This is a genomic window from Lysinibacillus telephonicus, assembly GCF_003966145.1.
Classification (GTDB): domain Bacteria; phylum Bacillota; class Bacilli; order Bacillales_A; family Planococcaceae; genus Ureibacillus; species Ureibacillus telephonicus.
Window position 1 is genome coordinate 80,789 of sequence record NZ_RXNR01000005.1, and the last position, 25,986, is coordinate 106,774.

Here is a 25,986-nt window from a genome sequence, read left to right on the forward strand (position 1 = left end):
GATGTAATAAGAAAACCCGGTTAGTAGTTAAGCATATGAGGCAAAAATGACTAATAGAAGCTGTTTTTGTCCACTTAACTAGTAACCGAATTTTATTGTTTAATGTTATTTAATAAATTAGAAAAGGTACTAAATTATTCCAATACCTTCTAATCATATTACACTATTGTCATTGTTTCAAGAATTGTTTTAATTTTTGTTACCATTAAATCGATTGCTACTTCATTTTCCCCACCTTCAGGAATAATGACGTCTGCATATCGTTTAGTTGGTTCTATAAATAAGTTATGCATTGGTCGCACTGCAGTTAAATATTGTTCGATTACAGAATCAATTGTTCTTCCTCGTTCCTTAATATCCCGCTCAATGCGACGAATTATACGTAAATCGGAATCTGTATCTACAAACAATTTTATATCCATTAAATCACGTAACCGTTTATCTTCCAATACTAAGATTCCTTCTAGTATAATAACATCTTTTGGTTCAACATGTATAACTTCTTCAGCACGAGTATGATTTACGTAATCATATACTGGTTTTTCAATCGGTTTTCGTTGCAGCAAATTGTTTAAATGCTCAATTAATAAATCATTATCAAAGGCTAACGGATGGTCATAATTTGTCTTTAATCTTTCTTCAAAGGTTAAATGACTTTGATTTTTATAATAAAAGTCTTGTTCAATTACAACTACTGAATGCTCTCTGAAAACATCATAAATGGCATGTGTTACGCTCGTTTTCCCCGAGCATGAACCTCCTGCAATCCCGATTACTATAGGACGCTTTTTTGACATTTATTTATTCTCCTTTCGCATCATGTTGTATTTGAACAACGGACGCTCTACTTTAAATTTTACAATTTGTAATGGATGATTTGCTACTTCAATTTCATTATCCTCTTCATCCCAAATTTGACCGACTTCCATTTTGAACGACTCAATATCAGGCCCGAAGAATTCAATCGTATCACCTGGTTTAAAGTAATTTCGCTGTTGTAGTGTAACCATTTGAGTTTCAGTATTATAGTCAAGTACAAGTCCAGCGAAATCCCATTTCAATTTTGCAGCATGGGAACCAAACATTTGTTGTTTGTAGCTTGGTTCACCTTCGAAAAAGGCAGAAGCTGTTGCTCGGTTTGCACATCGATCAAGTTCCTCTAACCATTCTTTTTTAATTTTAAAGTTTTCAGGATCTGCACAATATGCATCAATTACTTTGCGGTAAACAGAAATAACTGTTGCCACATAGTGAATAGATTTCATACGACCTTCTACTTTTAAAGAGTCGATGCCTAGCTCAATCATATGCGGGATTGATTCAATCAATTTCAAGTCTTTAGGACTCATTGCAAATGGAGCATCACCTTCGTTAAATAAAGCGTTTTCTTGTCCATCTACATTTTCATATAAATCGTAGTCCCAACGACAAGATTGGCAGCAACCACCACGGTTAGAATCGCGTGCCGTCATATGGTTGGATAACACGCAGCGTCCAGAGTAAGCAATACACATCGCACCATGCACGAATGCTTCAATTTCAATATCTACTTCCTCTTTCATCTTTCTCATTTCTTCTGCACCGACTTCACGGGCTAACACTACGCGATGAAGTCCTTCTTGTTTCCAATACTTCACGGCTTTCCAGTTAGATAATGATTGCTGTGTAGAAAGGTGGATTTCTAACTTAGGTGCTACTCTGCGGCATGTTTCAATAATAAGTGGATCAGCTACGATAATCCCTTTTACTCCAGCACCTTCTATTGCTTGAAGGTACTCTTCTAGACCGGCCATGTTCTCATTGTGTGCAAAAATATTTGTTGTTACATATACGACTGCTCCGTATTGTTTTGCAAACTCTACACCTTCACGCATCTCTTCAATTGTGAAGTTATCTGCATTTGAGCGCAACCCGAATTCTTGACCGCCAATAAATACTGCATCCGCCCCATAATGAACGGCTACTTTTAATTTTTCTAAGCTGCCAGCAGGTGCCAATAATTCTGGTTTTTTAGTTATTACACGCTTACCATTAACGGTTTCACGAATTTTTTCATTTTCAATTAACTGTAACAATTCAAAGCCTCCGATCTTAATAAACTGTTTCTTTGAAGATAAATCCAGTATCTAATGGACGGTTAGCAGGTTGAATTTCTTCTATTTTTGCTAATAGCTCATCCTTAATTGCTTCATAAGCATCTTCACCTTTATCAAAGTAAGCATCAATTGCTTGTCGGTAGCAATTTGTTGTCGTAGTGATGTAATCTTCGCTTTGAAGCACTCCATCAAATTTTAATGAATCAATTCCACCTTCGAAAAGTTCCGTTAATTCATCAATTAAACACATATCATTTGGTGAAAAAATATGTGTACCGTTTAAGTCTTCGTAAATTGGATATTTATTTTTTCTCTCTTTGTCATGTAAGAACATGTTTTTATTTTCTTTACGATTTTCTACTTCCATTACTTCATTACGATATAAGAAATAATTTCCTAATAAAGAGCGTTTTGATTGGAACATACATGTCATGCCATGTACTTGAACTTCAATTTCTGGTCTTGCATTTTCTTTTATTTCTAACACTTCATCTAATGAAAGTTCACGAGCAAGCACCGCGCGTTTTGCTCCACGATCAGCCCAATAATTTGCTTGGAACCAGTTTGTAGCAATTGTTTCTGGATTCCAATGCAGCGGAATAGTTATGCCTAATTCACGAACTGACACCACAACGGCAGGATCACCAAAAATAAGTGCATCTACACCGATCCTTTGCATTTCCTTTAAATAATCATCTAAAGCATCTAGACGATCATTATGAAATAATGCATTAACTGCTACATATACTTTTTTGCCAGCTTCATGTATTAATTTTGTTGCTTCTTCAACTTGTGAAACTGAAAATTCACCAGCTAATCGCAAACCAAATTTTTGTTCACCAATTACAAATGCATCTGCACCTGCTTCAATTAATGCCTTAATATGCTCTATTGACTTAGGTGTTACTAATAATTCAGGTTTTTTCATTTAACGTCACCTCTTCAAACAAATTAATAAGCCGTCACCAATGGGGAAAAACGTACTATCGTATTCAGGACGCTGCATAACCCATTCAGTAAAAGTTTTTAAATTACGAATCATTGTTCTTTTTCTACGGGGTACTTCCTTTATATCTAAATTCGATAGCCCATGCATATACATATTATCGATATACAAAACACCACCTGATGGTACAAGCGGCGAATACTTTTCAAAAAAGCGCATGTTTTGACCTTTTGCAGCATCAATAAAAACAGCATCAAAAGTAGATTGAAATTTTTCAACATCCACTTCCAACGCATCACTCTCAATTATCGTAATTCGATTTGCTGCTTCCGAACGAGCAATAAATTGCTTCGCAGCCTGCAAACGTTCGTGATCCCTTTCAACTGTGACAACTTTACAATGCGGTAAAGCAGTTGCCATTCGTAATGCCGAGTATCCAATTGCTGTACCTATTTCTAATATTTTAGAAGGGTTTTGAATGCGTAGAAGCTGTATTAAAGCATCAATAGCAGGTAATTGCATAATCGGCACATGATGTTCTTTTGCATACGTTTCCATTTCGATTAACAATTCATTGCGCGGCTGAATAAAGGATTCAATATATTCTTTAGAAAATTCCATTGTGCGAACCCCTTTTAAATTAGGATAAAATTAATGTCTAAAAAAGAAAAAAGACCAAACGATTTGTTGGCACAATTTAATCATTACTATATGATTTGAAAAACACGATTTATTAAGAAAAACGCAAGCGACCTGTTTCGCTACGCGTTTGCTAACATCCCAACATGTTTTTGACATGACTCGCGTTGCATAAACCCAAAAGCAAGGTACCGAACAGATAAGCTTTTTCCGTTTTAATAGGGACGCAAATTACCCAATCGGCTGAGCGGCTGTAGACACTTACAAAAAATCACAACTTCTTACCTGGTAATAATCGATGTTTTCCTTACTGATACCAGTAAATTGTATTTTCCTAATCAGTACAAAAAATCACAATTTATAATATCATGAAAATAGAAGGAAAGCGAATAATCTTTATGACAAAATCGTAGAAAATTGCTTTACCTTCTTTAGAGAGGAATTTGGATCAAATTTACGTGTTTAAGTTAAGAATAAAAAACTATTAACTTAATCAAGTAGCTCTTACATCTCCTTTGCAAACTGCCGAAAAAAGAGAAGCAAGTATACGGTAATTACCGCATACTTAGCTATATGCTCAAGCACGAATACAATGATGTAGTGCTCTATTATTACTTAATGGGATTGCCTCTTGCTAAACCATCATAACTATTATTGTATAAATTCATCTACATTTTGCAAATGTTCTTCATAAGTTTTTGCAAAATGATTATTACCTTCTTTATCAGCTAAGAAATAAAGGTAGTCTGTATCTGTTGGATTTAATGCAGCTTCTATTGAAGTTTTTCCTGCGTTTGCAATAGGACCTGGTGGTAGACCAGTATTTTTATAAGTGTTGTATGGATTTTCCACTTCCAAATCCTCGTATAATACCCGCTCTTTATGATTTCCTAATGCATATAAAACAGTCGGATCTGTTTGTAATGGCATATCGATTTCTAAACGGTTATAAAATACACTTGCAATCGTTTCACGATCTGTCTGGGCAGTCGCCTCTTCCTCTAAAAGCGATGCAAAAGTAAGCAACTCATGCACGGACATTTGCTTTTCCTCAAGAATTGGGCGGTATTCAACAACAATATCATTTGTTTGGGAAATCATTGTTGAAATAATTTCTTCTAATGAAGGATGTTCTTCATAAAAGGAATAGGTTGCTGGATATAGATAGCCTTCAAGTGTAAAACGAATATTGCCATCCATAATTTCTTCTGTTAGCAATTCAGGATAAGTTCCCATCATTGCTTCGATAAATTGGCTATCTGTAACTTTTTCCATAAATTGAGCCGCAGTATACTCTGTATTTTTTTCGATAATGTTAGAAATTTGTTCAAGTGTTAATCCTTCTGGAACTGTAACTGTAAAAACAGGTTCACGGTATACTTTTCCAGTCTTCAAGCTTTCAATAATCTCGTCTAATGTCATCGCCTGAGTCATAGTATAATTGCCAGCTTGGAAACTTGTCTCATTTTTAAATTTTGTATAGTATTTAAAAATACGTGCATCTTTAATAACACCATTAGTTTCTAGTATTGTTGCAATAGTGTTTAACCCTGAGCCCATTGGAATTTCTACCGGAATTTCAGTAGTTGCTTCCGGATCTAGTGGTTCTAATGCAGATTTTACATAAAAGTATCCGCTAACCCCTACAATACCAACAATTAATAGTACAACAAGCGTTACAATTCCTACAATACGACGTACTACTTTTCCTTCTTTTTTACGTTCCTTCATCTTTTTAATCATCTCATGCTTTTTAGATTCCACCGATGTACCCCCTCATATCTCCTAATATGATACAAGAAAATACTGTAAGTGACAATATAACACATCTCTTTCACGTTAGAGACCTGTTATAACTGTACTGAAAGCATAGCACCAAGCACAACATTGAACTCTTTTTAATTAGTTTAAAAGTGGCATGTGTCTGTCTATGTCGAAGTCCAATAAAAAAACGCCAAGACAACGATAATTGCCGCAGCGTTTTATAAATTTTTATTGATTTATAAATTCTAGCTCTTTTTCAACCTTCGCCCACTCTTCATCACTTTCAATAGGTAAAAGTTCTTCCACTTCCCCATTTTCACCTGCAATATAGGCTGCAGCAAAAATTTCACCATCTTCGTCTTGGTCAGCAAACGTATAAAGAATGTAAGATTTATTAAAATCCTTTAGTTCAAAGCGGTGAAGCACCTCACACTCGATTTCTTCACCATTTTCATCTGAAATCGTGAAGTAATCTGCTTCATCTTCATCACCAAATTCGGCAATTAGAGTGTTTAAAACTTCTTCCACCATATCCCACTCCTCTTCTGTTTCAAGAGGGGTAAAGTGTGTCATTTTGCCATCCTCATCCACTTCATAGCGAAGTGCTGTAATTTCTTCACTTTCATTTCCATCTTCATCGACTATGGAATATAGCACATATGAAAAATCATCCGTGTCGAATGTAAACACAACTTTACATAACTGTTCTGAACCATCTTCCAATGATACTTTAAAATATTGTTCGTCCATTTTCGATCCTCCTAATAGTTAAAAAAGGTAGGCATTTGAATTTGCCTACCTTTTATTTTACTCAAAATTATTCTTCTTCATCATCAAATTCATCTTCAAGTGCATTTAACACATCTTCAATTAAATCCCATTCAGCTTCAGTTTCAATAGGTTCTAATTCCCCATCTTCACCATTTTCAGAAGGAACGAATGATGATGCAAAAATTTCAATTTGCCCTTCGTCATCTTCTTCAGCACCTACTAAAGAATAAAGTACATATGATTTGCCGAATTCTTCTGAGTCAAAAGTGTGAAGTACTTCGCAAAGTTGTTCGTTGCCATTTTCATCTACAATTGTAATATGTCGATGTTCTTGTTCATGATCGTGTTCATGTCCCATTATTGGTCACCTCTTCATTATGTTTAAAACTTGCTGCATTTTATGCACCAGGTTTCTTTTACCCCTGTCGCATTCGCTCTCGGGGCAGAGTTTTTGCCCCTTCCGCTTTGCTTTCGGGGCAGATTCTTGCCCCTGTCGCTTTGCTTTCGGGGCAGAGTTTTTGCCCCTGCCGCTTCGCTTTCGGGGCAGATTCTTGCCCCTGCCGCTTCGCTTTCGGGGCAGATTCTTGCCCCTGTCGCTTTGCTTTCGGGGCAGATTCTTGCCCCTGTCGCTTTGCTTTCGGGGCAGAATTTTTGCCCCTGCCGCTTCGCTTTCGGGGCAGAGAATTAAACTTTGCTTTTTGCAAAGTTTAATTCTTGCTATCTAAGTATCCTTGTAGGATCATAACAGCCGCCATTTTGTCTATTACTTTTTTGCGTTTTTTGCGGCTTACGTCTGCTTCTATTAGCATTCGTTCCGCGGCCATAGTTGTTAGACGTTCGTCCCAAAGTTTCACAGGCAGACCGAATGTCTCTTCCAATAATTTTTTATAATTCTCAGAAGCTTCACCTCGTGGACCTACTGTATTATTCATGTTTTTCGGATATCCTACTACAAATTCTGTAACAGCATATTCCTTTACAAGCTCTTTTATACGTTCTATACCGTAATCGCCTGTTTCTTCATCAATTTGTACAGTTTCAATCCCTTGAGCCGTCCAGCCTAATGCATCACTAATAGCTACGCCGACTGTTTTTGAACCGACGTCTAAACCCATAATTCTCATATAGTTATTATGCCTCGTTATTCTTCCTAATATAAAATTTCACAAGCTCTTCAAGTATTTCGTCCCGTTCAAGCTTACGGATTAAATTACGTGCGTCCTGATGGCGAGGGATGTATGCCGGATCACCAGATAAAAGATATCCTACAATTTGATTTGTAGGGTTATACCCTTTCTCTTCTAGTGAAGAGTACACCTTCAACATCACTTGCTTAACTTCTTGTTCCATTGATTCTTCCGGGAAACTAAATTTCATTGTTTTATCAAACGAACTCAAGACCAGCACCTCGCTTTCAGAAATAAGGAGATGGCATAATGCACATCTCCATTTTCTATATTATACCCTATAATACGTAGCAATCAAATAATCAAAGGACTTATTTCAACCATTATTTGTATAGGAAGAAAAAAATTATCTTTTAAATTGATTTAACGTAATCATACACAGAAACAAGTGCTTCATCAAGTTTTGATGCGTCCTTCGCACCAGCCATCGCCATATCCGGACGACCGCCGCCTTTACCGCCGCAAGCTTCCGCTACTATTTTAACGATGTTTCCTGCATGGAAGTTTCCACCAACTAAATCTTTTGTCACACCTGCACATAGCATAACTTTTTCACCATCAGTAGCCCCTAAAACGATTACCGCTTGTTGAAGTTTTTCCTTCAAATCATCCATCATTTGACGAAGTTGATTGTTATCTTTTGCTTCAACTTTTGTCGATAGCACTGTTACATCTCCGATTTTTTGGGCATTATCTAAAACAGCTCCAGCCTGTGCATTCGCAATTTTTTGTGATAATGATTCATTCTCACGTTGTTGTTCTTTTAGCTCATGTTGCAAGCTTTCAACTCGTGCCACTAAATCTTTTGGATTTGCTTTTAGCAATGCAGCAGTTTCCTCTAGAATGCGTTGTTCCTCTTTTACTGCTTCAAATGCGGCTTTGCCTGTAACTGCCTCAATACGACGAGTACCAGCACCAATACCACCTTCAGATACGATTTTAAATAAACCAATTTCTGAAGTTCGTTTTACATGAATACCACCACAAAGTTCAACAGAGTAATCACTTACTTGTACAACTCGAACGATATCTCCGTATTTTTCACCGAATAGAGCCATTGCACCCATTGCTTTCGCTTCAGCTATTGGCATTTCTTCAATCACTACTTCAATATCATCCCAAATTTTTTCGTTTACAATACGTTCAATTTGTTCTAATTCTTCTTTTGTTGCTGGACCAAAATGAGAGAAGTCAAATCTTAAGCGATCTGGACCTACATATGAACCTGCTTGGTTTACATGCTCACCTAAAACATCTTTTAGTGCACGTTGCATAATATGTGTTGCCGTATGGTTTTTAACAATTAAGTTGCGCTCATCACGATCAACTGTAGCTGTCACAGAGTCATTTAAGTGCATTTCTCCAGACTCAACAATTACTGTATGAAGTGATTGGCCATTTGGCGCTTTTTGAACATCTTTTACAGATGCTTTAAATGAATCATTGCCGATTGTCCCGTGGTCTGCCACTTGACCACCCATTTCAGCGTAGAAAGGAGTTTCTGCCAAGATGACAAGAACTTCATCACCTTCAGAAGCTACTTCAACATTTTGACCGTTAGCAACCATTGCTACAATAGTAGTTTCACTTTTTAGTGTGTCATAACCAACAAAATTAGATTCCACTTTTATGTTAGCTAAAACCTCTGATTGAACTTGCATTGAATCAACATCAGCTCGTGCAGCACGTGCTCTTTCACGTTGCTCTTCCATCGCTTTTTCAAAGCCTTCATGGTCAACTGTCATACCAGCTTCATTAGCATATTCCTCTGTTAACTCAATTGGGAAACCGTATGTGTCATATAGACGGAATGCATCGCTGCCTGGAATAACATTTAGACCAGCCGCTTTTTCTTTCTCAATTACTTCTGAAAGTATAGCTAAACCTCCATCAAGCGTTTCATGGAATCGATTTTCCTCATTTTTAATTACACGCTGGATAAATTCCGTTTTTTCTTTTACTTCCGGATAGAAGTCTTGCATAATTTCACCAACTGTAGGCACTAATTCAAACATGAATGGCTTTTCGATGCCGATTTGCTTTGCATAACGTACAGCACGGCGAAGCAAACGACGTAAAACGTATCCGCGGCCTTCATTTGAAGGAAGTGCACCGTCACCAATTGCAAAAGCAACAGTACGAATATGGTCTGCAATAACTTTAAATGGTGTATTAATATCTTCCTCGCTGCCAAAAATCTCTTTTAAATCGATTTCGCCTGGACGTTTGTACGTGCGATTTGCAAATTCCTCAATCTTTTCGATAATTGGCATGAATAAGTCTGTATCAAAGTTAGTTGGAACGTTTTGTACAACAGATGCCATACGCTCTAATCCCATACCTGTATCAATATTTTGTTTTGGCAGAGGAGTGTAAGTTCCATCCGGGTTGTGGTTAAATTGAGAAAATACTAAATTCCACACTTCTAAATAGCGTTCATTTTCGCCGCCTGGATATAATTCTGGATCATTTTCATCATTTCCATATTCAGGACCTCGATCATAGAAAATTTCAGAGTTTGGACCAGATGGACCTTCTCCGATATCCCAGAAGTTTCCTTCGATGCGTATTAAACGTTCTTCAGGAATGCCAATTTCATTTTTCCAAATATCATATGCTTCTTGGTCTTCAGGATGAATTGTAATCGATAAAAGTTCAGGATTGAAGCCCATCCATTTTGGATCCGTTAAAAACTCCCAAGCATAGTGAATAGCTTCTTTTTTAAAGTAATCTCCAATTGAGAAATTTCCTAACATTTCAAAGAAAGTGTGGTGACGCGCTGTTTTCCCTACGTTTTCAATGTCATTTGTACGAATTGATTTTTGTGCATTTGTAATTCGTGGGTTATCAGGAATTACACGACCATCAAAGTATTTTTTAAGCGTTGCTACACCTGAGTTAATCCAAAGCAATGATGGGTCATTAATTGGTACAAGCGGCGCTGATGGTTCTTGTGCATGTCCTTTTTCAATGAAAAATTCCAAATATTTACGGCGAATATCTGCTGCTTTCATTTTAAATTTCCTCCTAAAAAATAATTTGTTTTAAATGCTAATGATGAAATGCAACAAAGTACGTATTTGACAATATGAGCTTTAATAAATTTAGCCAATACTATTAAAATCCCACACATCTTGTGAATTTCCGCGGAATCATTTTATCATAACAAAATAAAAAGCCTTCATCCCTAAAAGGGACGAAGACTATAGTTCGCGGTACCACCCTAATTTATAAGAAGGCTAAAATCAATCGCTTTTATTCTTCGTTGTTCCTCAAACTGGTCACAACTTGACTGGCAAGCGATTTCTTTTCAGCATTAAAAGCTGAAATAAATAACCAAACTTATATCTCAAGCACTGTAACGTTAGTGAACGGCAGGGATTAGCTGCACTCTGGAGTAGCTTTCGGTTAATGCTTTACGTAAGATTCTTTCAGCCTTAGGAATCTCTTTCTAAACGAAAACAAAAACGTACTCTTTCCATCATAGTTTTCATCATATTCTGTTCTAAATTATATGAAAATGAATTCAGTGTGTCAATTATAACTATATTATTCATATCGATATAAATTCCAAAAGCCAATATCTTCAAATCCTAGTCGTTTATAAATTTTCCCTGCTTCTGGATTATCATAAAACAAACATAATTCTTTTCCTTCAGCAAGCAAATCTTTGCATAATTTAATCATACAATCAGTTGCTAAGCCTTTTCGTTTAAATTCCTCTTTTGTTGCTACAGCAACGACCATTGCAGAACGACTATTTTCAGCTGTTGTTGATGCTGTTGTTACCATCTCTCCATTTACACGAATAAAATAAGTTCTGCCCGTTTTCGTCTCCAAAATTCTTTTTTTTGATTCCATTGTAATTGTTGCAGTTTTAAATTCTGGAACACTTTTTAAGAGCCTAACATTTTCTTCGATTTCATTTATAGTTAATTCTTCAACATGTTGAAGCTGTTCATCATTCTTATCTAAATTGAGCTTTTGGCATTTTGCATAATAAAAGGAATTTTCACTTCGAAGCTTTCTTTCTATATGAGGGGCAAGTTGCTCTACGATTTCTTTTAATCCAGATAATTCGCGCATACTTTGATCAGAATTTATAATATTTGCAAACTCTTCAACATCAAATTGTCCTTTTGCATAAGGAATATAATTGTTTTCAAATTTTAAAAGAACTGCTATTAATTCACCTAAATCATTAAATTGCCCCCATAATGTCTGGAATTCAGCATCATAACCAAAGGCTTCTACATCCCCTATAATAAACAAATTTTCTGCTGCTTTTTTGTTAACGAGTTCCATTAATAACTCATGATCCTCTTTTGAAGGCTTCCTTATCATCCATCCGCCTCCCCAACCGTTTTAAGTTAAATTATTAAGAAACTATCATAATTATTAAAGAGTTTCAACATTAGTATAATTACAAACTTCTAAACTAACCTTTGCAGAACATATACTAGTTCTGCATGGAGGAATTTATCGGACGAGGACAAGATTGGGGCGAGTACATAGTGGACATATTTTCAATGGAATTTTTCACCGCATTGCTTTCTATTATTCTTATTGACTTGGTTCTAGCAGGTGATAATGCTTTATTAATTGGACTAGTTGCAAAAAACCTGCCGAAAAAACAACAAAAAAAGGTAATTTTTTGGGGGACTTTTAGCGCCATATTTATTCGAATTGCTCTAACTTTAGTTGCCGTCAAATTACTTGAAATTGATGGTCTTCTTCTAATTGGCGGTGTGCTATTATTATATATTTCTTATAAGCTGCTACTTACAGAGGAAGAAATCAATGTAAAACCTAATAAGAAAAATTTTTGGGGAGCAATAGGTACTATTTTATTAGCTGATTTATTAATGGGGATTGATAACATTATTGCAGTAGCTGGTGCTGCGCACGGAAATTTTCTACTTGTTGCAATTGGATTGCTGATTTCAATTCCTATTGTTGTTTGGGGTAGTACACTTGTAACAAAATTGATGGAGGATTTTCCAATTATAATTGTCCTAGGTGCAGCAGTTTTAGCGTGGACATCTTCAAAAATGATTGTTCATGATGCATATGTTTCCCCTTTCTTCCATTCACAAAATGCAATATATAAATTTGAAGCCATTGTAGTTATTACAGTAATTTCAATTGGATTAATGGTTAAATATTTTATAAGAAAACGAGAAGTCGCTCCGAAATAGGAGCGGCTTTTAATATTGATACACTTTTCTTGAAAGAAGGGTAATAATAATTGCCGGAATTGTAAAAACAGTCATTCCTAAAAACGCTAGGCCTGGAGTTATATAATATAAATATCCTCCAAACAATGTTAATAAAGCAGCACTTAAACTCATAGCCAATGCAGAATATAACCCTTGTGCGTTGGAAAGCTGTTGCTTTGGTAAATTATTTGTAATGTATTGGACAAATGCATAATGAGCCATTGCAAAACCTAGAGAATGCAAACTTTGCGATAAAATAAATACCCAAACATTAGGAATTGCAAATATCATTATCCATCTTAAAGTAGAACCAACTGCTGCTATGAGCAACAAAGTAGAAGTCTTCCACTTTGAAAAAAGATAATCGACTTTTAAAAAGAAGAGAATTTCAAATAATACTGCAACGTTCAAAATAATTCCAATATAAAAGGTATTCACTTCTAAATATTGCTGTAAGTATATGTAGCTGTAATTGTAATAGGATGCATGAGCACCTTGTAATAAAATTACAATAACCATAACAACCGGGAATCCTTTTATTTTCCATAAACTTCTCATTGAGAAGGATTGACTGCGATCTACTGCTGTTGGTTTTACAGATAATACATCAGGTGCAGGCATAAATTGAAGAATTAACATAATAGCTAAATACACAATCATGCACCATAAAATCGCCTTTTCCCCAACATATCCAATAATTATACTAAGGATAAATACAGAAATTACAAAACTAATAGAACCGTAAGATCGGCTTTTCCCGTAATGAATGCGTGTTTGTTGTACAAGTGTAGAAGCACTGCTTTCAATCGCTGGTAAAAGCGAAGGATAAAATAGACTGAAAATCATAGTGATAATAAATAAAGCTGTAAAAGAATTAAACGGGATGTAAAAAAAAGCAGCAAGCAACGAACTAGTCACTAAAAACTGGGATAACTTTTTATTACTTAAGTATTTAGATGCAAATGGGAATATGAACATTGTAGATAATGCTCTCGATACTAACCCAAATCCCATAATAAAGCTAACTTCCTGTACAGATAATCCTTTAGCTTCTGTTAGCCAGCCTGACCAATATTGAAGATATACTCCCCAAGTAAAGAAAAATATAAAGAAATTTTGAGACAGCCATCGTTGATTGTTCATCGTGTACTTAAACCTCCAATCTATATTGAATGATAGCATCAAGTCATTTAAAATAATGTGAGATATCTCATATTTTTCTTTCGGAAACTAAAATCTTTTTATAATATGGATACATTAACATGCGAAACTTCACCCATGTAAAAATTTGAATCTTTTGATTGGAGGACTTATTTTGCAGTTATTAATGGGTAAAAAAAAAGAAGATTATATTAAAAAATATTCCTTTCAAAATTTCTTCTCCTTTGATATAACTCCATACATCCAAGTGTGTGAATTTGAAAAAGGTGAATTTATTTTTCATGAGGGTTCTCTACCAGAATGTCTTTATTACATGGTAGAAGGAAAAGCAAAGCTATATGTATCTCATCAAAATGGAAAAATATCGTTGATTAATTTCATAACTTCACCTAGTTTCATGGGCGAAATTGAATTATTAAATGCTCAAAAATATACAAGGGGCATTCAAACGGTGACAAAAACCATTTGTTTTTCATTGCCTTATCATGAATGTAAACAAAAATTATTAGCCGATTCAGTATTTTTGCGTGAACTTTGTTTATTTTTAGGAAATAAAATGGCAAGAACAACAACTAGATTTAGTCAAACTCAAGCATACCCACTTGAAAACCGATTAGCGGCGTTTATTTTAATGTCCTCCGATGAAAACTTTTATAAGGAAAAACATACTGAAATAAGCGAATATTTAGGGGTTTCCTATCGTCATTTACTCTATACCTTTTCCCAATTTTGCCAGTCAAAAATAATAAAAAAGAGTGGCAAAGGCTACGAAATTATTAATAAAAAAAAGCTTCAGGAACTTGCTCGAGAAGTCTATTAATACTATAAAAAAGGGTAATCCAGAAGTTTGGGATTCTGGATTACCTTTTTTAGTTATCTCTATTGTTAAGCATACTTTGCTATTGTTTGTTTTAATATATCACCTAAATTATGTAGATCCTGTTGTGTAATCGTCATTCTCACATGTGTTTCGTCTGCATCCAATGCTTCAGCTAAAAAGCCCCCAAATCCTCTAGCTTTACGGTCTACTTGCATTAAAATTTCTGCAGAACTTTCCGTTTGTGAAAGAAATACAATTTCTAATTCATCTAGTTTCCCTCTAAACATTCCACCTACAGGAACAAATTCAAATTCTTGAAGGAATGGGTAACGGCTTCTATATTTATATGACGCTTGCTCGCACTCTGCTTTACGTAGTCTAAATCCAATTTGTTGAACCTCTTCAAGGATTCGAGAAGCAAGCTGTGATGGGCGGATTTCAATATAGTCACGATCCTGAGCGTCTACCCCACTTCGAATGTCCAGCTCTGTTGCAACCCATACTTCCGTTTTCCCTACAGTAATTGGAACATCAAATGGTAAATTAAACGTAAAAGGTACAATTTTTGTTTCATTCGCCTGAATTACGAAAGGATCACTTACTCTAAATTGTTGAACAGGCGCCTTTGCAGTATATTTATTGTCATCTACTTCTTTTATATATGTTGTATATAACGTTAGGTAAATGGCATCAATTTGTTGTTCTATGTTCCCTCCGTAAATTTCAACCTCTCCACGAATTGTTTCACCAGCTACAAACGAAGATTTTTCTAATTTTGTATCAACTCTTGCTGCTCCGACACCAATACTTGCCAACATCTTATTAAAAAAAGACATAGTAAAACCTCCAAAAAATTATTTTCTTCTTTTTACGAATCTACAATAGAAAAAGTTTCAAATTATTGGGAGGGATATAAATTTTGTAAAAACTTTATGGATTGTTGAATTAATTCTTTTAATACTTCCTCATCGATATCTGCTAGCTTGTTGATATAGACGCAAGCCTTTCCTTTTGTATGCTTGCCAAATCGTTCAAGTATTTTATCGCGTTCAGGATCACCTGTAGCAAAATATAAACTTATTTTTGCTTTTCTAGGTGAAAATCCTACTAATGGTGCATCACCTTCATGCCCTGTTTCGTATTTATAATGATATGAGCCATATCCAATAATACTCGGCCCCCACATTTTTGGTTGAAAGCCTGAAGCATCTTCAAATATTTTTAACAACTTATAAGCGTCATCTCGTTTTTTCGGACTTTCTACTGCTTCAATAAATTCTATTACACTGTTATCCGTTTCTTTTGTCTTCTGTTCATATTTTGCCAATTGTTCATTCTCCTTTTATAGATGAATAAGAAAAAGGAGAACTTTACTTATGGTTCTCCTAAAATTTATTTAATATTGATACTTCACTCTAATCGCTGCGTCAATCGTAATTATACCTGGTTCAATTGGTGTTCTAACTGCTTGTTCAGTCATTGCTACGGTTCTATATAATATGGGTCTTCCTGCACTTTCTTCCACAATCTCAATTGGCTGCGGCATATAGGGCAGCTGTAAGGATACTGCAATCGCCTGCACCTTGCTGTTGGCATTCTGAAAAGCTAGCTGAAGTGCTTGATTTTGATAAATTTCTTCATTGTCTAATTTAAATTCAAGTTGGGAAATGCGGTTCGCTCCACTTCTCAATGCGGTATCAATAACCAATCCTACTTCATTAATATTTCGAATCTTTACTGTAAGACTGTTTGTCACTTCATAGCCTCTAAAAACTTGCCGTCCCTCTATATAATCGTAACTTGGGAATACATTATAAAATGCAGTCTGAATATCTTCACGCGGTATATTCAATGCTAAAAGTGATTGTATAACTTGATTCATCTTCACTGCATTTTCTCTTTGAGCTTCTGTCACTTCATCCGCTTCTGTACTTACCTCTATTTGAACCTCCGCAAAATTTGGCTGTACTTCAATTTGTCCATTACCTATAACAGTAATGGTACGTGCTTGTCGGACAGTTTGTTGAAAGACGTTCGAATTAACCAACTGATTCCACCTTCCACTCATTTAATCATGTTACTATATGCATATTAGGCGGAAAATTTGTCACTTTACAGAAACGTCTAGACATTCAACTAAAACTTCCATAAAACATCAAATTGATCTTAAGCAGTTTGTCCTTTGAACATTAAAAATGGTATAAGTTTTGACCGTCAAAGCCCATTTCATTAGCATTGAAATTAATATATTCTTTATTTTAATCTTCCTGAAAATCATAGGGGGAAACCCCTTCCATTCCAATTAGCGGATGTATATAGGGCGCAGTTTCAGCGTTTAAAACCGGTTCTAATACTTCACCTTTCATATAAAACATTGCTTGCTGTTCTTTAACTTCCCCAGAAATCTTGCTTTCTGATTGGTTTTCATGTTTCAGTGAATCTGACTGTACTTCTACAATTTCTAAGTCTTCAACTTCCATTGGATTCAGTCTTGCTTTTAGACTCGTTAAACGTTGTAAATCATCAGTTTTTGCTAAACCTCCAGCAAATACATCCGGTTCTCCGCAAAGGATTAAAAAGTTTTTTGCACGTGTAATGCCCGTATATAAAAGATTTCTTCGAAGCATTTTGGAATAGCTACGGACAATTGGCATAATAACGGTTTGGAATTCACTGCCTTGAGATTTATGAATAGAACAACAATAGGCAAGGGTAATTTGATTTAAATCTCCACGCTGATATGTTACTTCATTGCCATCATAGGAGACAACGAGTAAGTCTTGTTTTTCCACCGTTTCTTTCGCACGAATGATAGCAACAACTTCCCCCATATCACCGTTAAAAATATTACTTTCTGGTTGATTGACTAATTGTAGAACCTTATCGCCAATACGGTAAACAACATCTCCAAAAACTAATTCTTTACGAGAACCATCAGCATTTGGATTCACAAGCTCTTGTATTTGCTTATTTAACATATCGATGCCTGCTGGACCTTTATACATGGGCGCAAGCACTTGAATATCACGAATTGATTGTCCTTTTGCAATGGCACTTTTAACGACCTGGGTAACGACACTTGCAACTTGAGGAGCAGACGCTTTTATAAACGAACGATCAGTTGTTTTTTCAGCAATTGTATTTGGAATATTTCCTTTTTTAATTTGATGGGCAAGCTCAATAATAGTTGACCCTTCAGCTTGTCGATAAACATCAATCAATTCAACTGTTGGAATCTGTTTAGAGGCAAGCAAATCCTTTAAAACTTGTCCAGGACCAACTGGAGGCAGTTGATCTTGGTCGCCTACAAACACTACTTGGGCATCCTCGCCTAAACTTTTTAAAAGCTGATGGGCAAGCCATGTATCAACCATAGACATTTCATCAATTATAATTAGTCGCCCTTCAACTTCTCTTTCAGTTTCCTCTTCCTTTTCTTGTCCATTAAATCCTAACAACCTATGGATTGTCATTGCAGGCAGCTCGGTTGATTCTGCTAACCGCTTAGCTGCTCTACCTGTTGGCGCTGCAAGAACAATTGGGAACGGTTCTTCCTTTTGTGCATATTCTTTTGGGTTAAGCGACAAACCATGCAGCTCAGCATAAACCTCCACCAACCCTCGAATAACAGTTGTCTTCCCTGTACCTGGACCCCCTGTTAGAATCATGACTGATGAATTAAGTGCACACTCAATAGCCTTCACTTGAGTTTCCGCATACGAAACTTCCAAACGTTCTTCTACTTCGCCGATTGCTTTTCTTATTTCATCCTTTGTAAAGCGTTCCTGTTTATCGTTGTGATTCAGTAAATCTAGTATTTTAGAAGCAATTCCTATCTCACTATAATAAAGCGATGGGAGATAAAGTCGTGTCTCTTCTCCACAAATTTTACTTTCCTCACGCATTTCAATAATCGCTTTAGAAATCGCCTCATACTGTATTTCTTCACGCTGACTTTGTTCGAGCATTGTTTTCACATGAGGCAATACATGCTCAGCATCTAAAAAAACATGCCCCTCTGACAGTGCTGCATCTGTTAACACATGTAGAACAGCAGCTTTAATTCTGTCGGGATGTGCTCCTACAATACCTAGTCGTGCCCCCAGTTCATCTGCTCTGCCAAAACCAACACCTTCTACATCTTCAATTAAGCGATAAGGATTCTCCGTTAATAAGTGAATTGTTTCTTCACGATATGTCTGATAGATTTTCATCGCAAGCTGTGGGCCGAACCCCCAGTCATTTAATTGAATCATAATTTTTTCAAGCCCAAGGTTTTGTTCCAATGTTTGCTTAATCGTCATCTTTTTTTCTTCGTTTAAACGTGGAACTGCGTCTAGGGCTTCTGGATCTTCCATTATTTTTTTAATCGCATCCACACCTAATTTTTCAACGATTATTTCCGCTGTCTTTCGGCCAATGCCAGGAAATAAATCGCTTGATAAATAATGAATAATTCCTTGTTCTGTAGCAGGCACCTCTTTGACAAATGTTTCAACTTGGAACTGCAAGCCGTATTTAGGGTGACTTTTCATCGTACCTGTAAACCGGTATAATTCATCGTCATTTAGTTTCGGGAAATACCCAACAACAATTATTTCTTTTTCGTTGTATTGTAAATTCGTTTCTTGTATTTTTACTCGAACAATTGAATACATATTTGAATCATTATGAAATATTGAAACAATTGGACGGCCAAGGATAAACAATTTATTTACTTCAAATAAATCCAGATTTTCTGCCATCCTTCTAACTCCTTTACTACCTTTTTCGTATATTTGATTTTACCATATACACAACTAGCTGTCTTATGAAAGAAAGGCCAAGCTTCCTTACAGCTTTCTATAGACATGCTTCAAATTTCTACTTTTATTCTGTAGCAAAAGGAAACTCGATATTTTTACTGACGGATGATATGATAATTTAAATATGATTTTGAAAATGAATCGTTTAATTGTTATTTATTGATTAGAGAAGGGATTCGTGGATTTAGTGGAATTTAGACCTTGCATTGACTTACATGACGGAAAAGTAAAACAAATTGTGGGCAGTACTTTAGGGCATGAAGATAAAACAATAATTGAAAATTTTATATCCGAAAAAGATTCTTCCTATTATGCAAAAATGTTTGCACAGGATCATTTGACTGGTGGTCATGTCATTATGTTAGGATCTGGCAATGAAGAATCGGCGTTACTGGCATTACAAGCCTACCCAAACGGTTTACAAGTAGGCGGCGGCATTACTGCTGACAATGCAAAAAAATATATCGATGCGGGGGCGTCTCATATTATTGTTACGTCCTATATTTTTCATGGTGGGCAATTAGATTTAGAAAGATTAAATACACTAATAAATGCTGTTGGCAAACAGCATATCGTTATTGATTTAAGTTGCAGAAAAAGAGATGGAAAATGGTTTGTTGTAACAGATAAATGGACAAAATTCAGCGACTTTGAAGTAAATGAAAAGACAATTCCATATATCGAACAATTTTGTGACGAGCTATTAATTCACGCTGTTGATGTTGAAGGAAAACGAAGCGGAATGCAGGAGGAATTAGTTCAAGATTTAGCACAATGGACGTCTATCCCTACAACGTATGCTGGCGGTGTTCGATCATTAGAGGATTTAAAAAAATTCGAAGAGCTATCTAATGGAAAATTGCATGTTACGATTGGGAGTGCATTAGATATCTTTGGCGGCAATTTAAAATACCGGGATGTAGTTGCTTATTGCAATAACAATAAAAAATTGTAGCAGGCAAAAAAGTACATCTGCGGGTGAGCAATTAATTATTAAAAATGGAAAAGCGTGCGATTTAGAATGATACTAAATCGTACGCTTTTTAATTGATCTAAATTTTTATAAAAACATTCCTGCGATTGAAGCACTAAGTAAAGATGCTAAAGTTCCTGCCACTACAGCCTTTACCGCTAAATTAGCAATAATTGGTCGTCTACTTGGAGCCATCGCACCTAATCCACCAATTAAAATTGCCATCGAGCTTAAGTTAGCAAAGCCACATAAGGCGAAGCTGACAATCATTACTGTCTTTTCCGAAAGATTTGTTATTTCAGGTGCAAAGTTTGAATACGCAACAAACTCATTTAAAACTAATTTTTGCCCTATAAAAGAACCTGCTTGAACAGCTTCATCCCAAGGAACTCCAATAGCGAAAGCTAAAGGCGAAAATACGTAGCCTAAAATTCCTTCAAGCGTAATTCCTTCAACTCCAAAAACGCCTCCAATTCCACCGATAATTCCATTTATTAATGCAATTAGGGCAATAAAAGCAAGCAACATCGCACCGACATTGACAGCAAGTTTCATCCCATCACTGGCGCCGCGAGCAGCAGCATCTATTACGTTTACTGAATCCGCATCTTTTTCTAATGTAAAATTCGAATCATCGACTTCCTCTGTTTGTGGAAGCATTAATTTAGCCAATATTAACCCTGCTGGAGCTGCCATAAAACTTGCAGCAATCAAATATTCTAATGGAACTCCTAACAAAGAATAACCAACTAATACAGAACCTGATACAGATGCTAATCCACCTGTCATAACAGCAAATAATTCAGATTTTGTCATCTTACTTAAAAAAGGTCGAATAACTAAAGGAGCTTCTGTTTGCCCTACAAATATATTCGCTGCAGCATTAACGGACTCTGCTTTACTTGTTCCCAAAACTTTTGATAGTCCCCCACCTAGAATTTTAATAACTAGCTGCATAATCCCAAGATAATACAATACTGAGATTAATGAAGAGAAGAAAATAATCACAGTTAACACGCTGAGGGCAAAGACCATACCACCTGTGAAATTTGAATCTGCTAAAGGACCAAATACAAATGAAATTCCTTCATTTGCATAGCTAATTAAACCTTGAATTGCATTTGATATGCCTAATAAAACTTTTCGGCCCAATTCCCATTTTAAAACGATAAATGCAAATATCAATTGAATTGCTAAACCTGCCAGTACAGTTCTCCAATTGATTGATTTACGACTGCTCGATAAAGCAAACGCAATAACAAAAATGACTAAAATGCCTAAAAGGCCCCACAAAATATTCATTAAGACACCTACTCTAAAAACTCATAATTTTATTTCAATTATTCAGGATGTTTCATAATTAAAATATAGGTATTATAGTACCAAACGAAAGCGCTAATACTTAGATAAAAAATAATTCGAAGTTTTCATAGTTCACTTAGTATTTTAAAAAGGCAGAAAATACTCTCGTTGCGTAACTTATTATTTATCCAAAAGTTAATTTCATGCTTCATAACTGACTTTTTTCCAAATAAAAAAGTCGACCTTTTTTGGTCGACTTTTCCGTTTTAATTAAAGCGTTGACTAATCATATCATAAATATATTTTGCCTGATCAAAGTTAGGTTCTAGTGTATATGCTTCTTTTAAATGATTCATCGCCTTTTCTGTATCTTCAGTAGCAACCGCATATAATACCCCTAAATTATAATGTGCATCTGCGTTTTTTGAATCTTGTTCTAGCACATACTCTAACTCGCTTTTTGCAAGATCAAACATTTCTAACGAACATAGCAAAATGCCATAGGATAATCGTATTTGCAAATCATTAGGTGCAAGTTCAGCTGCTCTCTGCATATAAGGAAGAGCTAGTTTATGCTTTTCATCCCGTTCAAATGATTTTGCTAACATATAGTAAGCATCTGCACCTTGAATTCCATGTTCGATTGATTTTTGATATAATTTTGCTGCTTCTATGTACCGTTCAGCATTATAATATAAATTTGCCAATCCGTAATAAGCAGTAGCTGCTGATTCGTCTAGAGTAATTGCCTTTTGGAAAAAGCGCTCAGCTCGTTCAGTATCATTCATTGCTGCCAATAAATTTCCAAAATTCACATAACCAATTGGATTACTAGGATTGTTTTCAATTGCTTCGGTAAATGCTTTTGCTGCATCTTCATAGCGCTTTTCTTGAAATGCTTTTATTCCAATCTCATTATAGTCCATTATTTCACCTCATCAGAAAACTAGGCTTATCGCCAATATTTTGTCGATAAGCCTTAGTAGCATTAATACAGAAAAGAAATTTTTATATATTCTTATCTATAAATAATTGGAAAATCTAAAATTAGGTCACTTAACCTACGTACGTTAATTTTTCACTATTTTTGAATACTTCATCAATTGTTCCGCCGCCAAGACATTCTTCTCCATCATATAAAACAACTGCTTGACCAGGCGTAATAGCACGGACAGGCTCTTCAAAAGTAATATGAGCTCGGCCATCTTCTAAAAGTTCTACTACTACTGGTGTATCGTCTTGACGATAACGGAATTTCGCCGTGCAGCTAAATTTAGAAGGCTTTGGCGTATTTGATGTGAAGCTCATTTTGACAGCCATTAAAGAAGTCGAATATAATGCGTCATGATGGAAGCCTTGACCAACGTATAAAACATTCCGTTCTAAATCTTTACCTATTACAAACCATGGGTCGCCTTCTCCACCGATTCCTAATCCATGGCGTTGCCCAATCGTGTAATACATTAAACCATCGTGTTGCCCCATCACTTTACCATCAAATGTTTCCATTTTGCCAGGTTGAGCAGGTAAATATTGACTTAAAAATTCTTTGAAATTACGTTCCCCAATGAAGCAAATTCCTGTTGAATCTTTTTTCTTTGCGGTAGCAAGTCCAGCTTCCTCAGCAATTTTGCGTACTTCTGGTTTTGCAATATCGCCAATTGGGAACATCACATGTTTTAATTGGTCTTGTGATAATTGATTTAAAAAATACGTTTGATCTTTATTGTTATCTACACCGCGCAGCATCACAACTTCCCCATCACGTTCTTCCACTCGAGCATAATGGCCAGTTGCTAAATAATCCGCACCTAATTTCATTGCATGTTCAAGAAATGCTTTAAATTTAATTTCTTTATTGCACATCACATCAGGATTCGGTGTTCGGCCAGCCTTATATTCTTCAAGAAAATAAGTAAAAACTTTTTCCCAATATTGTTTTTCGAAGTTAACTGCATAGTAAGGGATGCCAATTTGATTACATACTTTAATCACATCATCGTAATCTTCTGTTGCTGTACATACACCAAATTCATCTGTGTCATCCCAGTTTTTCATAAAAATTCCGATTACGTCATAACCCTTTTGTTTTAATAGATAAGCCGCAACAGACGAATCGACCCCACCAGACATTCCTACGACAACACGAATTTGTGATGGGTCTCTTGTTTCTACCATTGTCTTCACCTTTTTCTTTTAATTCGCAAGTCTTTTAACAATTTTCGCTGTACGCTCAGCCGCTTGTACAATCAATTCGTCTGTTAAACCTAAACCAAAGCTAAAACGAATCGAATTGCGAAGTTCTTCAGCATCACGTCCAAACATTGCAACTAAAACATGTGATGGATCAATGGAACCAGCAGTACAAGCAGAACCACTAGATGCATAAACACCAGACATATCTAAGTTCACTAAAAAGGATTCTACATCCATTCCTTTAAAGCTAATATTTAAAACATGTTGGAGTGTATGGCTCTCATTGCCATTCACTTTATAGTCAATGTTTTCATTGTCTAAGACTTGTAAAAATAATCTACGGAACTGTCGATACTTCTCTTGTTTCAATTGAATTTCTTGTTGGGAAATTTCCACAGCCTTCGCAAAACCAACTGCAGCTGGAACGTTTTCTGTACCAGCGCGTCTTTTCTTTTCTTGAGACCCGCCGAAAAATGTTGCAGTTAATGGGGTACCAGTTCTTTGATATAAGAATCCTATACCTTTTGGACCATTTAACTTATGACTTGATACACTTAAAAGATCTACATGTAAAAGATCTACATCAAGTTTCTCAATGCCAAATGCTTGTACTGCATCCGTATGGAAAATTGCTTGGTGATCCTTTAACAACTCTCCAATTTCTGAAATTGGCTGAATTGTACCGACTTCGTTATTCCCATACATAATTGTTACGAGAATTGTATCGTCACGAAGTGCTGACTTAAATTGATTTATTGAAATACGGCCATCATTGTCAACAGGTAAATATGTTACATCAAAGCCTTCTTTTTCAAGCTTTTCACATGCATTCATTACTGCATGATGCTCAATTTGAGTCGTAATAATATGCTTCCCCTTTGACTTTTGGGAATACGCAATACCAAAAATGGCGGTATTATCAGCTTCGGTACCACCACTTGTAATAATAACTTCAGTATCTTTTGCACCAATTGCTTTTGCTAGCACTGTGCGAGCATCATCTAAAACCTTTCGCGCTGCACGTCCTGCTGTATGAATACTCGAAGGATTACCGTACACTTCATTCATTGCCTTTGTCATCACTTCGATTACTTGGGGATGCATTGGTGAAGTCGCGGCATGGTCTAGATAAATTGTTTCCATTCTAAATCAAAAACTCCTTTTACTATTGCAACATTCTTTGCAGGTATGAAATCTAGTTTAGCACTGGATATCACTTTGCTTCAATTTTTATGATTCCAGGAGATTTTCATACCTTATGAATATGCATTGTTTTATATATAAAACATATAGCCATCAAATTCTGTTTCATCATTATATTTAGCTAAATCTTCAATTGTAGTTGTATCAAGAACATTTTTTACTGCATCACGAATGCGTATCCATAACTGTTGTTGTGCGGCTTCTTCATTCTCTATCCCTTCAACAGGCTGAATAGGGCCTTCCAATACTTTGATTACATCTGCAGCAGAAATTTTACTAGGTGGCAATGCTAATAAGTAACCACCATATGCACCTCGTACACTTTTTACTAAACCAGCTATACGAAGTGGGGATACTAGTTGCTCTAGATATGCTTCAGATAAATCCTTCTCTGCAGCAATTTGTCTAAGTGGTGTTGGCCCTTCACCATAATGCTTAGCTAATTCAATCATAATTGTTAGTCCGTATCGACCCTTTGTAGAAATTTTCATTATAACACCTCTATTTTTGTTGTCCATTTATATGCTCAAGTATACCATAACACCTTTTATTCCTCTTGGAAAAGGTCTAATATTAATATAATAAAGGGAAACTTTCATAAAAAGAATTGTATAATTCCTTATATATTAATATGAAAGTTCCACTTATTGGGCCTTTAATTATGCGTAGGCCTATATTAAATCTTTTAACGCAAGTTTAAGGTAATAAGTATATTTGGAGGAAGTAAACATGAAAAACGAACCTTTAGCTTACCGAATGCGTCCTCGCAATTTAAATGAAGTCTGAACTGCTCCCCGTCAAGTAGACAGTATAAATAATAAAAAGATTTTAAGCGGCTTGAGCTCGGAATTCTAAAGGGCTTAAGCCGTTTAATTTTTTTGTGTAACGATAATGATTATAAAAA

Annotated in this window: 24 protein-coding genes; 3 read left to right on the forward strand and 21 right to left on the reverse strand. The window is 35.7% G+C overall.

The window, feature by feature from the left end; genetic code table 11:
• Positions 1-158: 158 nt before the first annotated feature.
• The 11 genes from udk to EKG35_RS02935 form a co-directional block, all read right to left on the reverse strand.
• Positions 159-797 (reverse strand): uridine kinase, encoded by a 639-nt coding sequence (udk, locus tag EKG35_RS02885; RefSeq protein WP_126292813.1) that lies wholly within the window; start codon positions 795-797, stop codon positions 159-161.
• Complete coding sequence (locus EKG35_RS02890; RefSeq protein ID WP_185807624.1) at positions 798-2,063, reverse strand: peptidase U32 family protein; 1,266 nt, start codon at positions 2,061-2,063, stop codon at positions 798-800.
• Between the two features lie 28 nt (positions 2,064-2,091).
• A complete protein-coding gene (locus EKG35_RS02895; RefSeq protein WP_126292815.1) occupies positions 2,092-3,024 on the reverse strand; it encodes a peptidase U32 family protein in 933 nt (310 codons plus the stop codon).
• A 6-nt stretch (positions 3,025-3,030) separates the two neighbouring features.
• On the reverse strand, positions 3,031-3,663 hold the full coding sequence (locus EKG35_RS02900; protein WP_126292816.1) for an O-methyltransferase: 633 nt from the start codon (positions 3,661-3,663) through the stop codon (positions 3,031-3,033).
• 669 nt (positions 3,664-4,332) lie between these two features.
• Entirely contained in the window at positions 4,333-5,424 is a 1,092-nt protein-coding gene (gene mltG, locus EKG35_RS02905; RefSeq protein WP_126292837.1) for an endolytic transglycosylase MltG, read from the reverse strand.
• Positions 5,425-5,673: 249 nt separating this feature from the next.
• A complete protein-coding gene (locus EKG35_RS02910) occupies positions 5,674-6,195 on the reverse strand; it encodes a DUF1292 domain-containing protein (RefSeq protein WP_126292817.1) in 522 nt (173 codons plus the stop codon).
• A 67-nt stretch (positions 6,196-6,262) separates the two neighbouring features.
• Positions 6,263-6,574 carry a DUF1292 domain-containing protein gene (locus EKG35_RS02915; RefSeq protein ID WP_126292818.1) on the reverse strand — a complete coding sequence of 104 codons (312 nt, stop codon included), beginning with the start codon at positions 6,572-6,574 and terminating at the stop codon, positions 6,263-6,265.
• 349 nt (positions 6,575-6,923) lie between these two features.
• Positions 6,924-7,340 (reverse strand): Holliday junction resolvase RuvX, encoded by a 417-nt coding sequence (ruvX, locus tag EKG35_RS02920; protein WP_126292819.1) that lies wholly within the window; start codon positions 7,338-7,340, stop codon positions 6,924-6,926.
• A 7-nt stretch (positions 7,341-7,347) separates the two neighbouring features.
• Positions 7,348-7,614, reverse strand: coding sequence for an IreB family regulatory phosphoprotein (locus EKG35_RS02925; protein WP_036176121.1), 267 nt, complete (start codon positions 7,612-7,614; stop codon positions 7,348-7,350).
• Between the two features lie 142 nt (positions 7,615-7,756).
• On the reverse strand, positions 7,757-10,417 hold the full coding sequence (alaS, locus tag EKG35_RS02930) for an alanine--tRNA ligase (RefSeq protein WP_126292820.1): 2,661 nt from the start codon (positions 10,415-10,417) through the stop codon (positions 7,757-7,759).
• 535 nt (positions 10,418-10,952) lie between these two features.
• Positions 10,953-11,747: a GNAT family N-acetyltransferase gene (locus EKG35_RS02935; protein ID WP_126292821.1), complete on the reverse strand. Its 795-nt coding sequence runs from the start codon at positions 11,745-11,747 to the stop codon at positions 10,953-10,955.
• A 170-nt stretch (positions 11,748-11,917) separates the two neighbouring features.
• Here EKG35_RS02935 and EKG35_RS02940 point away from each other — a divergent pair, with 170 nt between their 5' ends.
• Positions 11,918-12,601, forward strand: a complete 684-nt coding sequence (locus EKG35_RS02940; protein ID WP_126292838.1) for a TerC family protein — start codon at positions 11,918-11,920, stop codon at positions 12,599-12,601.
• Positions 12,602-12,610: 9 nt separating this feature from the next.
• Here EKG35_RS02940 and EKG35_RS02945 read toward each other — a convergent pair whose 3' ends face one another.
• Entirely contained in the window at positions 12,611-13,765 is a 1,155-nt protein-coding gene (locus tag EKG35_RS02945; RefSeq protein WP_126292822.1) for an MFS transporter, read from the reverse strand.
• A 172-nt stretch (positions 13,766-13,937) separates the two neighbouring features.
• On the opposite strand from EKG35_RS02945, the gene yeiL reads away from it, so the two are divergent.
• Positions 13,938-14,603, forward strand: coding sequence for a transcriptional regulator YeiL (gene yeiL / locus EKG35_RS02950; RefSeq protein WP_410798232.1), 666 nt, complete (start codon positions 13,938-13,940; stop codon positions 14,601-14,603).
• A 65-nt stretch (positions 14,604-14,668) separates the two neighbouring features.
• On the opposite strand, the gene EKG35_RS02955 is transcribed toward yeiL, so the two are convergent.
• From EKG35_RS02955 to recD2, 4 genes are all read right to left on the reverse strand, one after another.
• A complete protein-coding gene (locus tag EKG35_RS02955) occupies positions 14,669-15,439 on the reverse strand; it encodes a sporulation protein (RefSeq protein ID WP_126292823.1) in 771 nt (256 codons plus the stop codon).
• A gap of 62 nt (positions 15,440-15,501) precedes the next feature.
• Positions 15,502-15,930, reverse strand: a complete 429-nt coding sequence (locus tag EKG35_RS02960; RefSeq protein WP_126292824.1) for a DUF1801 domain-containing protein — start codon at positions 15,928-15,930, stop codon at positions 15,502-15,504.
• A gap of 69 nt (positions 15,931-15,999) precedes the next feature.
• Entirely contained in the window at positions 16,000-16,650 is a 651-nt protein-coding gene (locus tag EKG35_RS02965) for an SIMPL domain-containing protein (protein ID WP_246020144.1), read from the reverse strand.
• A gap of 211 nt (positions 16,651-16,861) precedes the next feature.
• The gene (gene recD2 / locus EKG35_RS02970; RefSeq protein WP_126292826.1) at positions 16,862-19,348 is read right to left on the reverse strand and encodes an SF1B family DNA helicase RecD2; all 2,487 of its coding nucleotides are present in this window, start codon (positions 19,346-19,348) and stop codon (positions 16,862-16,864) included.
• Between the two features lie 247 nt (positions 19,349-19,595).
• Here recD2 and hisA point away from each other — a divergent pair, with 247 nt between their 5' ends.
• Entirely contained in the window at positions 19,596-20,363 is a 768-nt protein-coding gene (hisA, locus tag EKG35_RS02975) for a phosphoribosylformimino-5-aminoimidazole carboxamide ribotide isomerase (protein WP_126292840.1), read from the forward strand.
• 105 nt (positions 20,364-20,468) lie between these two features.
• Here hisA and EKG35_RS02980 read toward each other — a convergent pair whose 3' ends face one another.
• The 5 genes from EKG35_RS02980 to cymR form a co-directional block, all read right to left on the reverse strand.
• Positions 20,469-21,683: a NupC/NupG family nucleoside CNT transporter gene (locus EKG35_RS02980; RefSeq protein WP_126292827.1), complete on the reverse strand. Its 1,215-nt coding sequence runs from the start codon at positions 21,681-21,683 to the stop codon at positions 20,469-20,471.
• A 266-nt stretch (positions 21,684-21,949) separates the two neighbouring features.
• Positions 21,950-22,609, reverse strand: a complete 660-nt coding sequence (locus EKG35_RS02985; RefSeq protein WP_126292828.1) for a tetratricopeptide repeat protein — start codon at positions 22,607-22,609, stop codon at positions 21,950-21,952.
• A 130-nt stretch (positions 22,610-22,739) separates the two neighbouring features.
• Positions 22,740-23,861 (reverse strand): tRNA 2-thiouridine(34) synthase MnmA, encoded by a 1,122-nt coding sequence (mnmA, locus tag EKG35_RS02990; protein WP_126292829.1) that lies wholly within the window; start codon positions 23,859-23,861, stop codon positions 22,740-22,742.
• Between the two features lie 18 nt (positions 23,862-23,879).
• The gene (locus EKG35_RS02995; protein WP_126292830.1) at positions 23,880-25,022 is read right to left on the reverse strand and encodes a cysteine desulfurase family protein; all 1,143 of its coding nucleotides are present in this window, start codon (positions 25,020-25,022) and stop codon (positions 23,880-23,882) included.
• 131 nt (positions 25,023-25,153) lie between these two features.
• Positions 25,154-25,573 carry a cysteine metabolism transcriptional regulator CymR gene (cymR, locus tag EKG35_RS03000; RefSeq protein ID WP_126292831.1) on the reverse strand — a complete coding sequence of 140 codons (420 nt, stop codon included), beginning with the start codon at positions 25,571-25,573 and terminating at the stop codon, positions 25,154-25,156.
• Positions 25,574-25,986 lie beyond the last annotated feature (413 nt).

Bases quoted from the DNA above. Each gene is read 5' to 3' on its own strand.
- mnmA (WP_126292829.1), bottom strand. From the start codon at position 23,861: ATGGTAGAAACAAGAGACCCATCACAAATTCGTGTTGTCGTAGGAATG.
- recD2 (WP_126292826.1), bottom strand. From the start codon at position 19,348: ATGGCAGAAAATCTGGATTTATTTGAAGTAAATAAATTGTTTATCCTT.
- mltG (WP_126292837.1), bottom strand. From the start codon at position 5,424: ATGATTAAAAAGATGAAGGAACGTAAAAAAGAAGGAAAAGTAGTACGT.
- udk (WP_126292813.1), bottom strand. From the start codon at position 797: ATGTCAAAAAAGCGTCCTATAGTAATCGGGATTGCAGGAGGTTCATGC.
- alaS (WP_126292820.1), bottom strand. From the start codon at position 10,417: ATGAAAGCAGCAGATATTCGCCGTAAATATTTGGAATTTTTCATTGAA.
- EKG35_RS02935 (WP_126292821.1), bottom strand. From the start codon at position 11,747: ATGATAAGGAAGCCTTCAAAAGAGGATCATGAGTTATTAATGGAACTC.
- EKG35_RS02910 (WP_126292817.1), bottom strand. From the start codon at position 6,195: ATGGACGAACAATATTTTAAAGTATCATTGGAAGATGGTTCAGAACAG.
- EKG35_RS02955 (WP_126292823.1), bottom strand. From the start codon at position 15,439: ATGTCTTTTTTTAATAAGATGTTGGCAAGTATTGGTGTCGGAGCAGCA.
- EKG35_RS02895 (WP_126292815.1), bottom strand. From the start codon at position 3,024: ATGAAAAAACCTGAATTATTAGTAACACCTAAGTCAATAGAGCATATT.
- EKG35_RS02985 (WP_126292828.1), bottom strand. From the start codon at position 22,609: ATGGACTATAATGAGATTGGAATAAAAGCATTTCAAGAAAAGCGCTAT.
- EKG35_RS02915 (WP_126292818.1), bottom strand. From the start codon at position 6,574: ATGGGACATGAACACGATCATGAACAAGAACATCGACATATTACAATT.
- EKG35_RS02945 (WP_126292822.1), bottom strand. From the start codon at position 13,765: ATGAACAATCAACGATGGCTGTCTCAAAATTTCTTTATATTTTTCTTT.
- EKG35_RS02995 (WP_126292830.1), bottom strand. From the start codon at position 25,022: ATGGAAACAATTTATCTAGACCATGCCGCGACTTCACCAATGCATCCC.
- EKG35_RS02900 (WP_126292816.1), bottom strand. From the start codon at position 3,663: ATGGAATTTTCTAAAGAATATATTGAATCCTTTATTCAGCCGCGCAAT.
- EKG35_RS02980 (WP_126292827.1), bottom strand. From the start codon at position 21,683: ATGAATATTTTGTGGGGCCTTTTAGGCATTTTAGTCATTTTTGTTATT.
- cymR (WP_126292831.1), bottom strand. From the start codon at position 25,573: ATGAAAATTTCTACAAAGGGTCGATACGGACTAACAATTATGATTGAA.
- ruvX (WP_126292819.1), bottom strand. From the start codon at position 7,340: ATGAGAATTATGGGTTTAGACGTCGGTTCAAAAACAGTCGGCGTAGCT.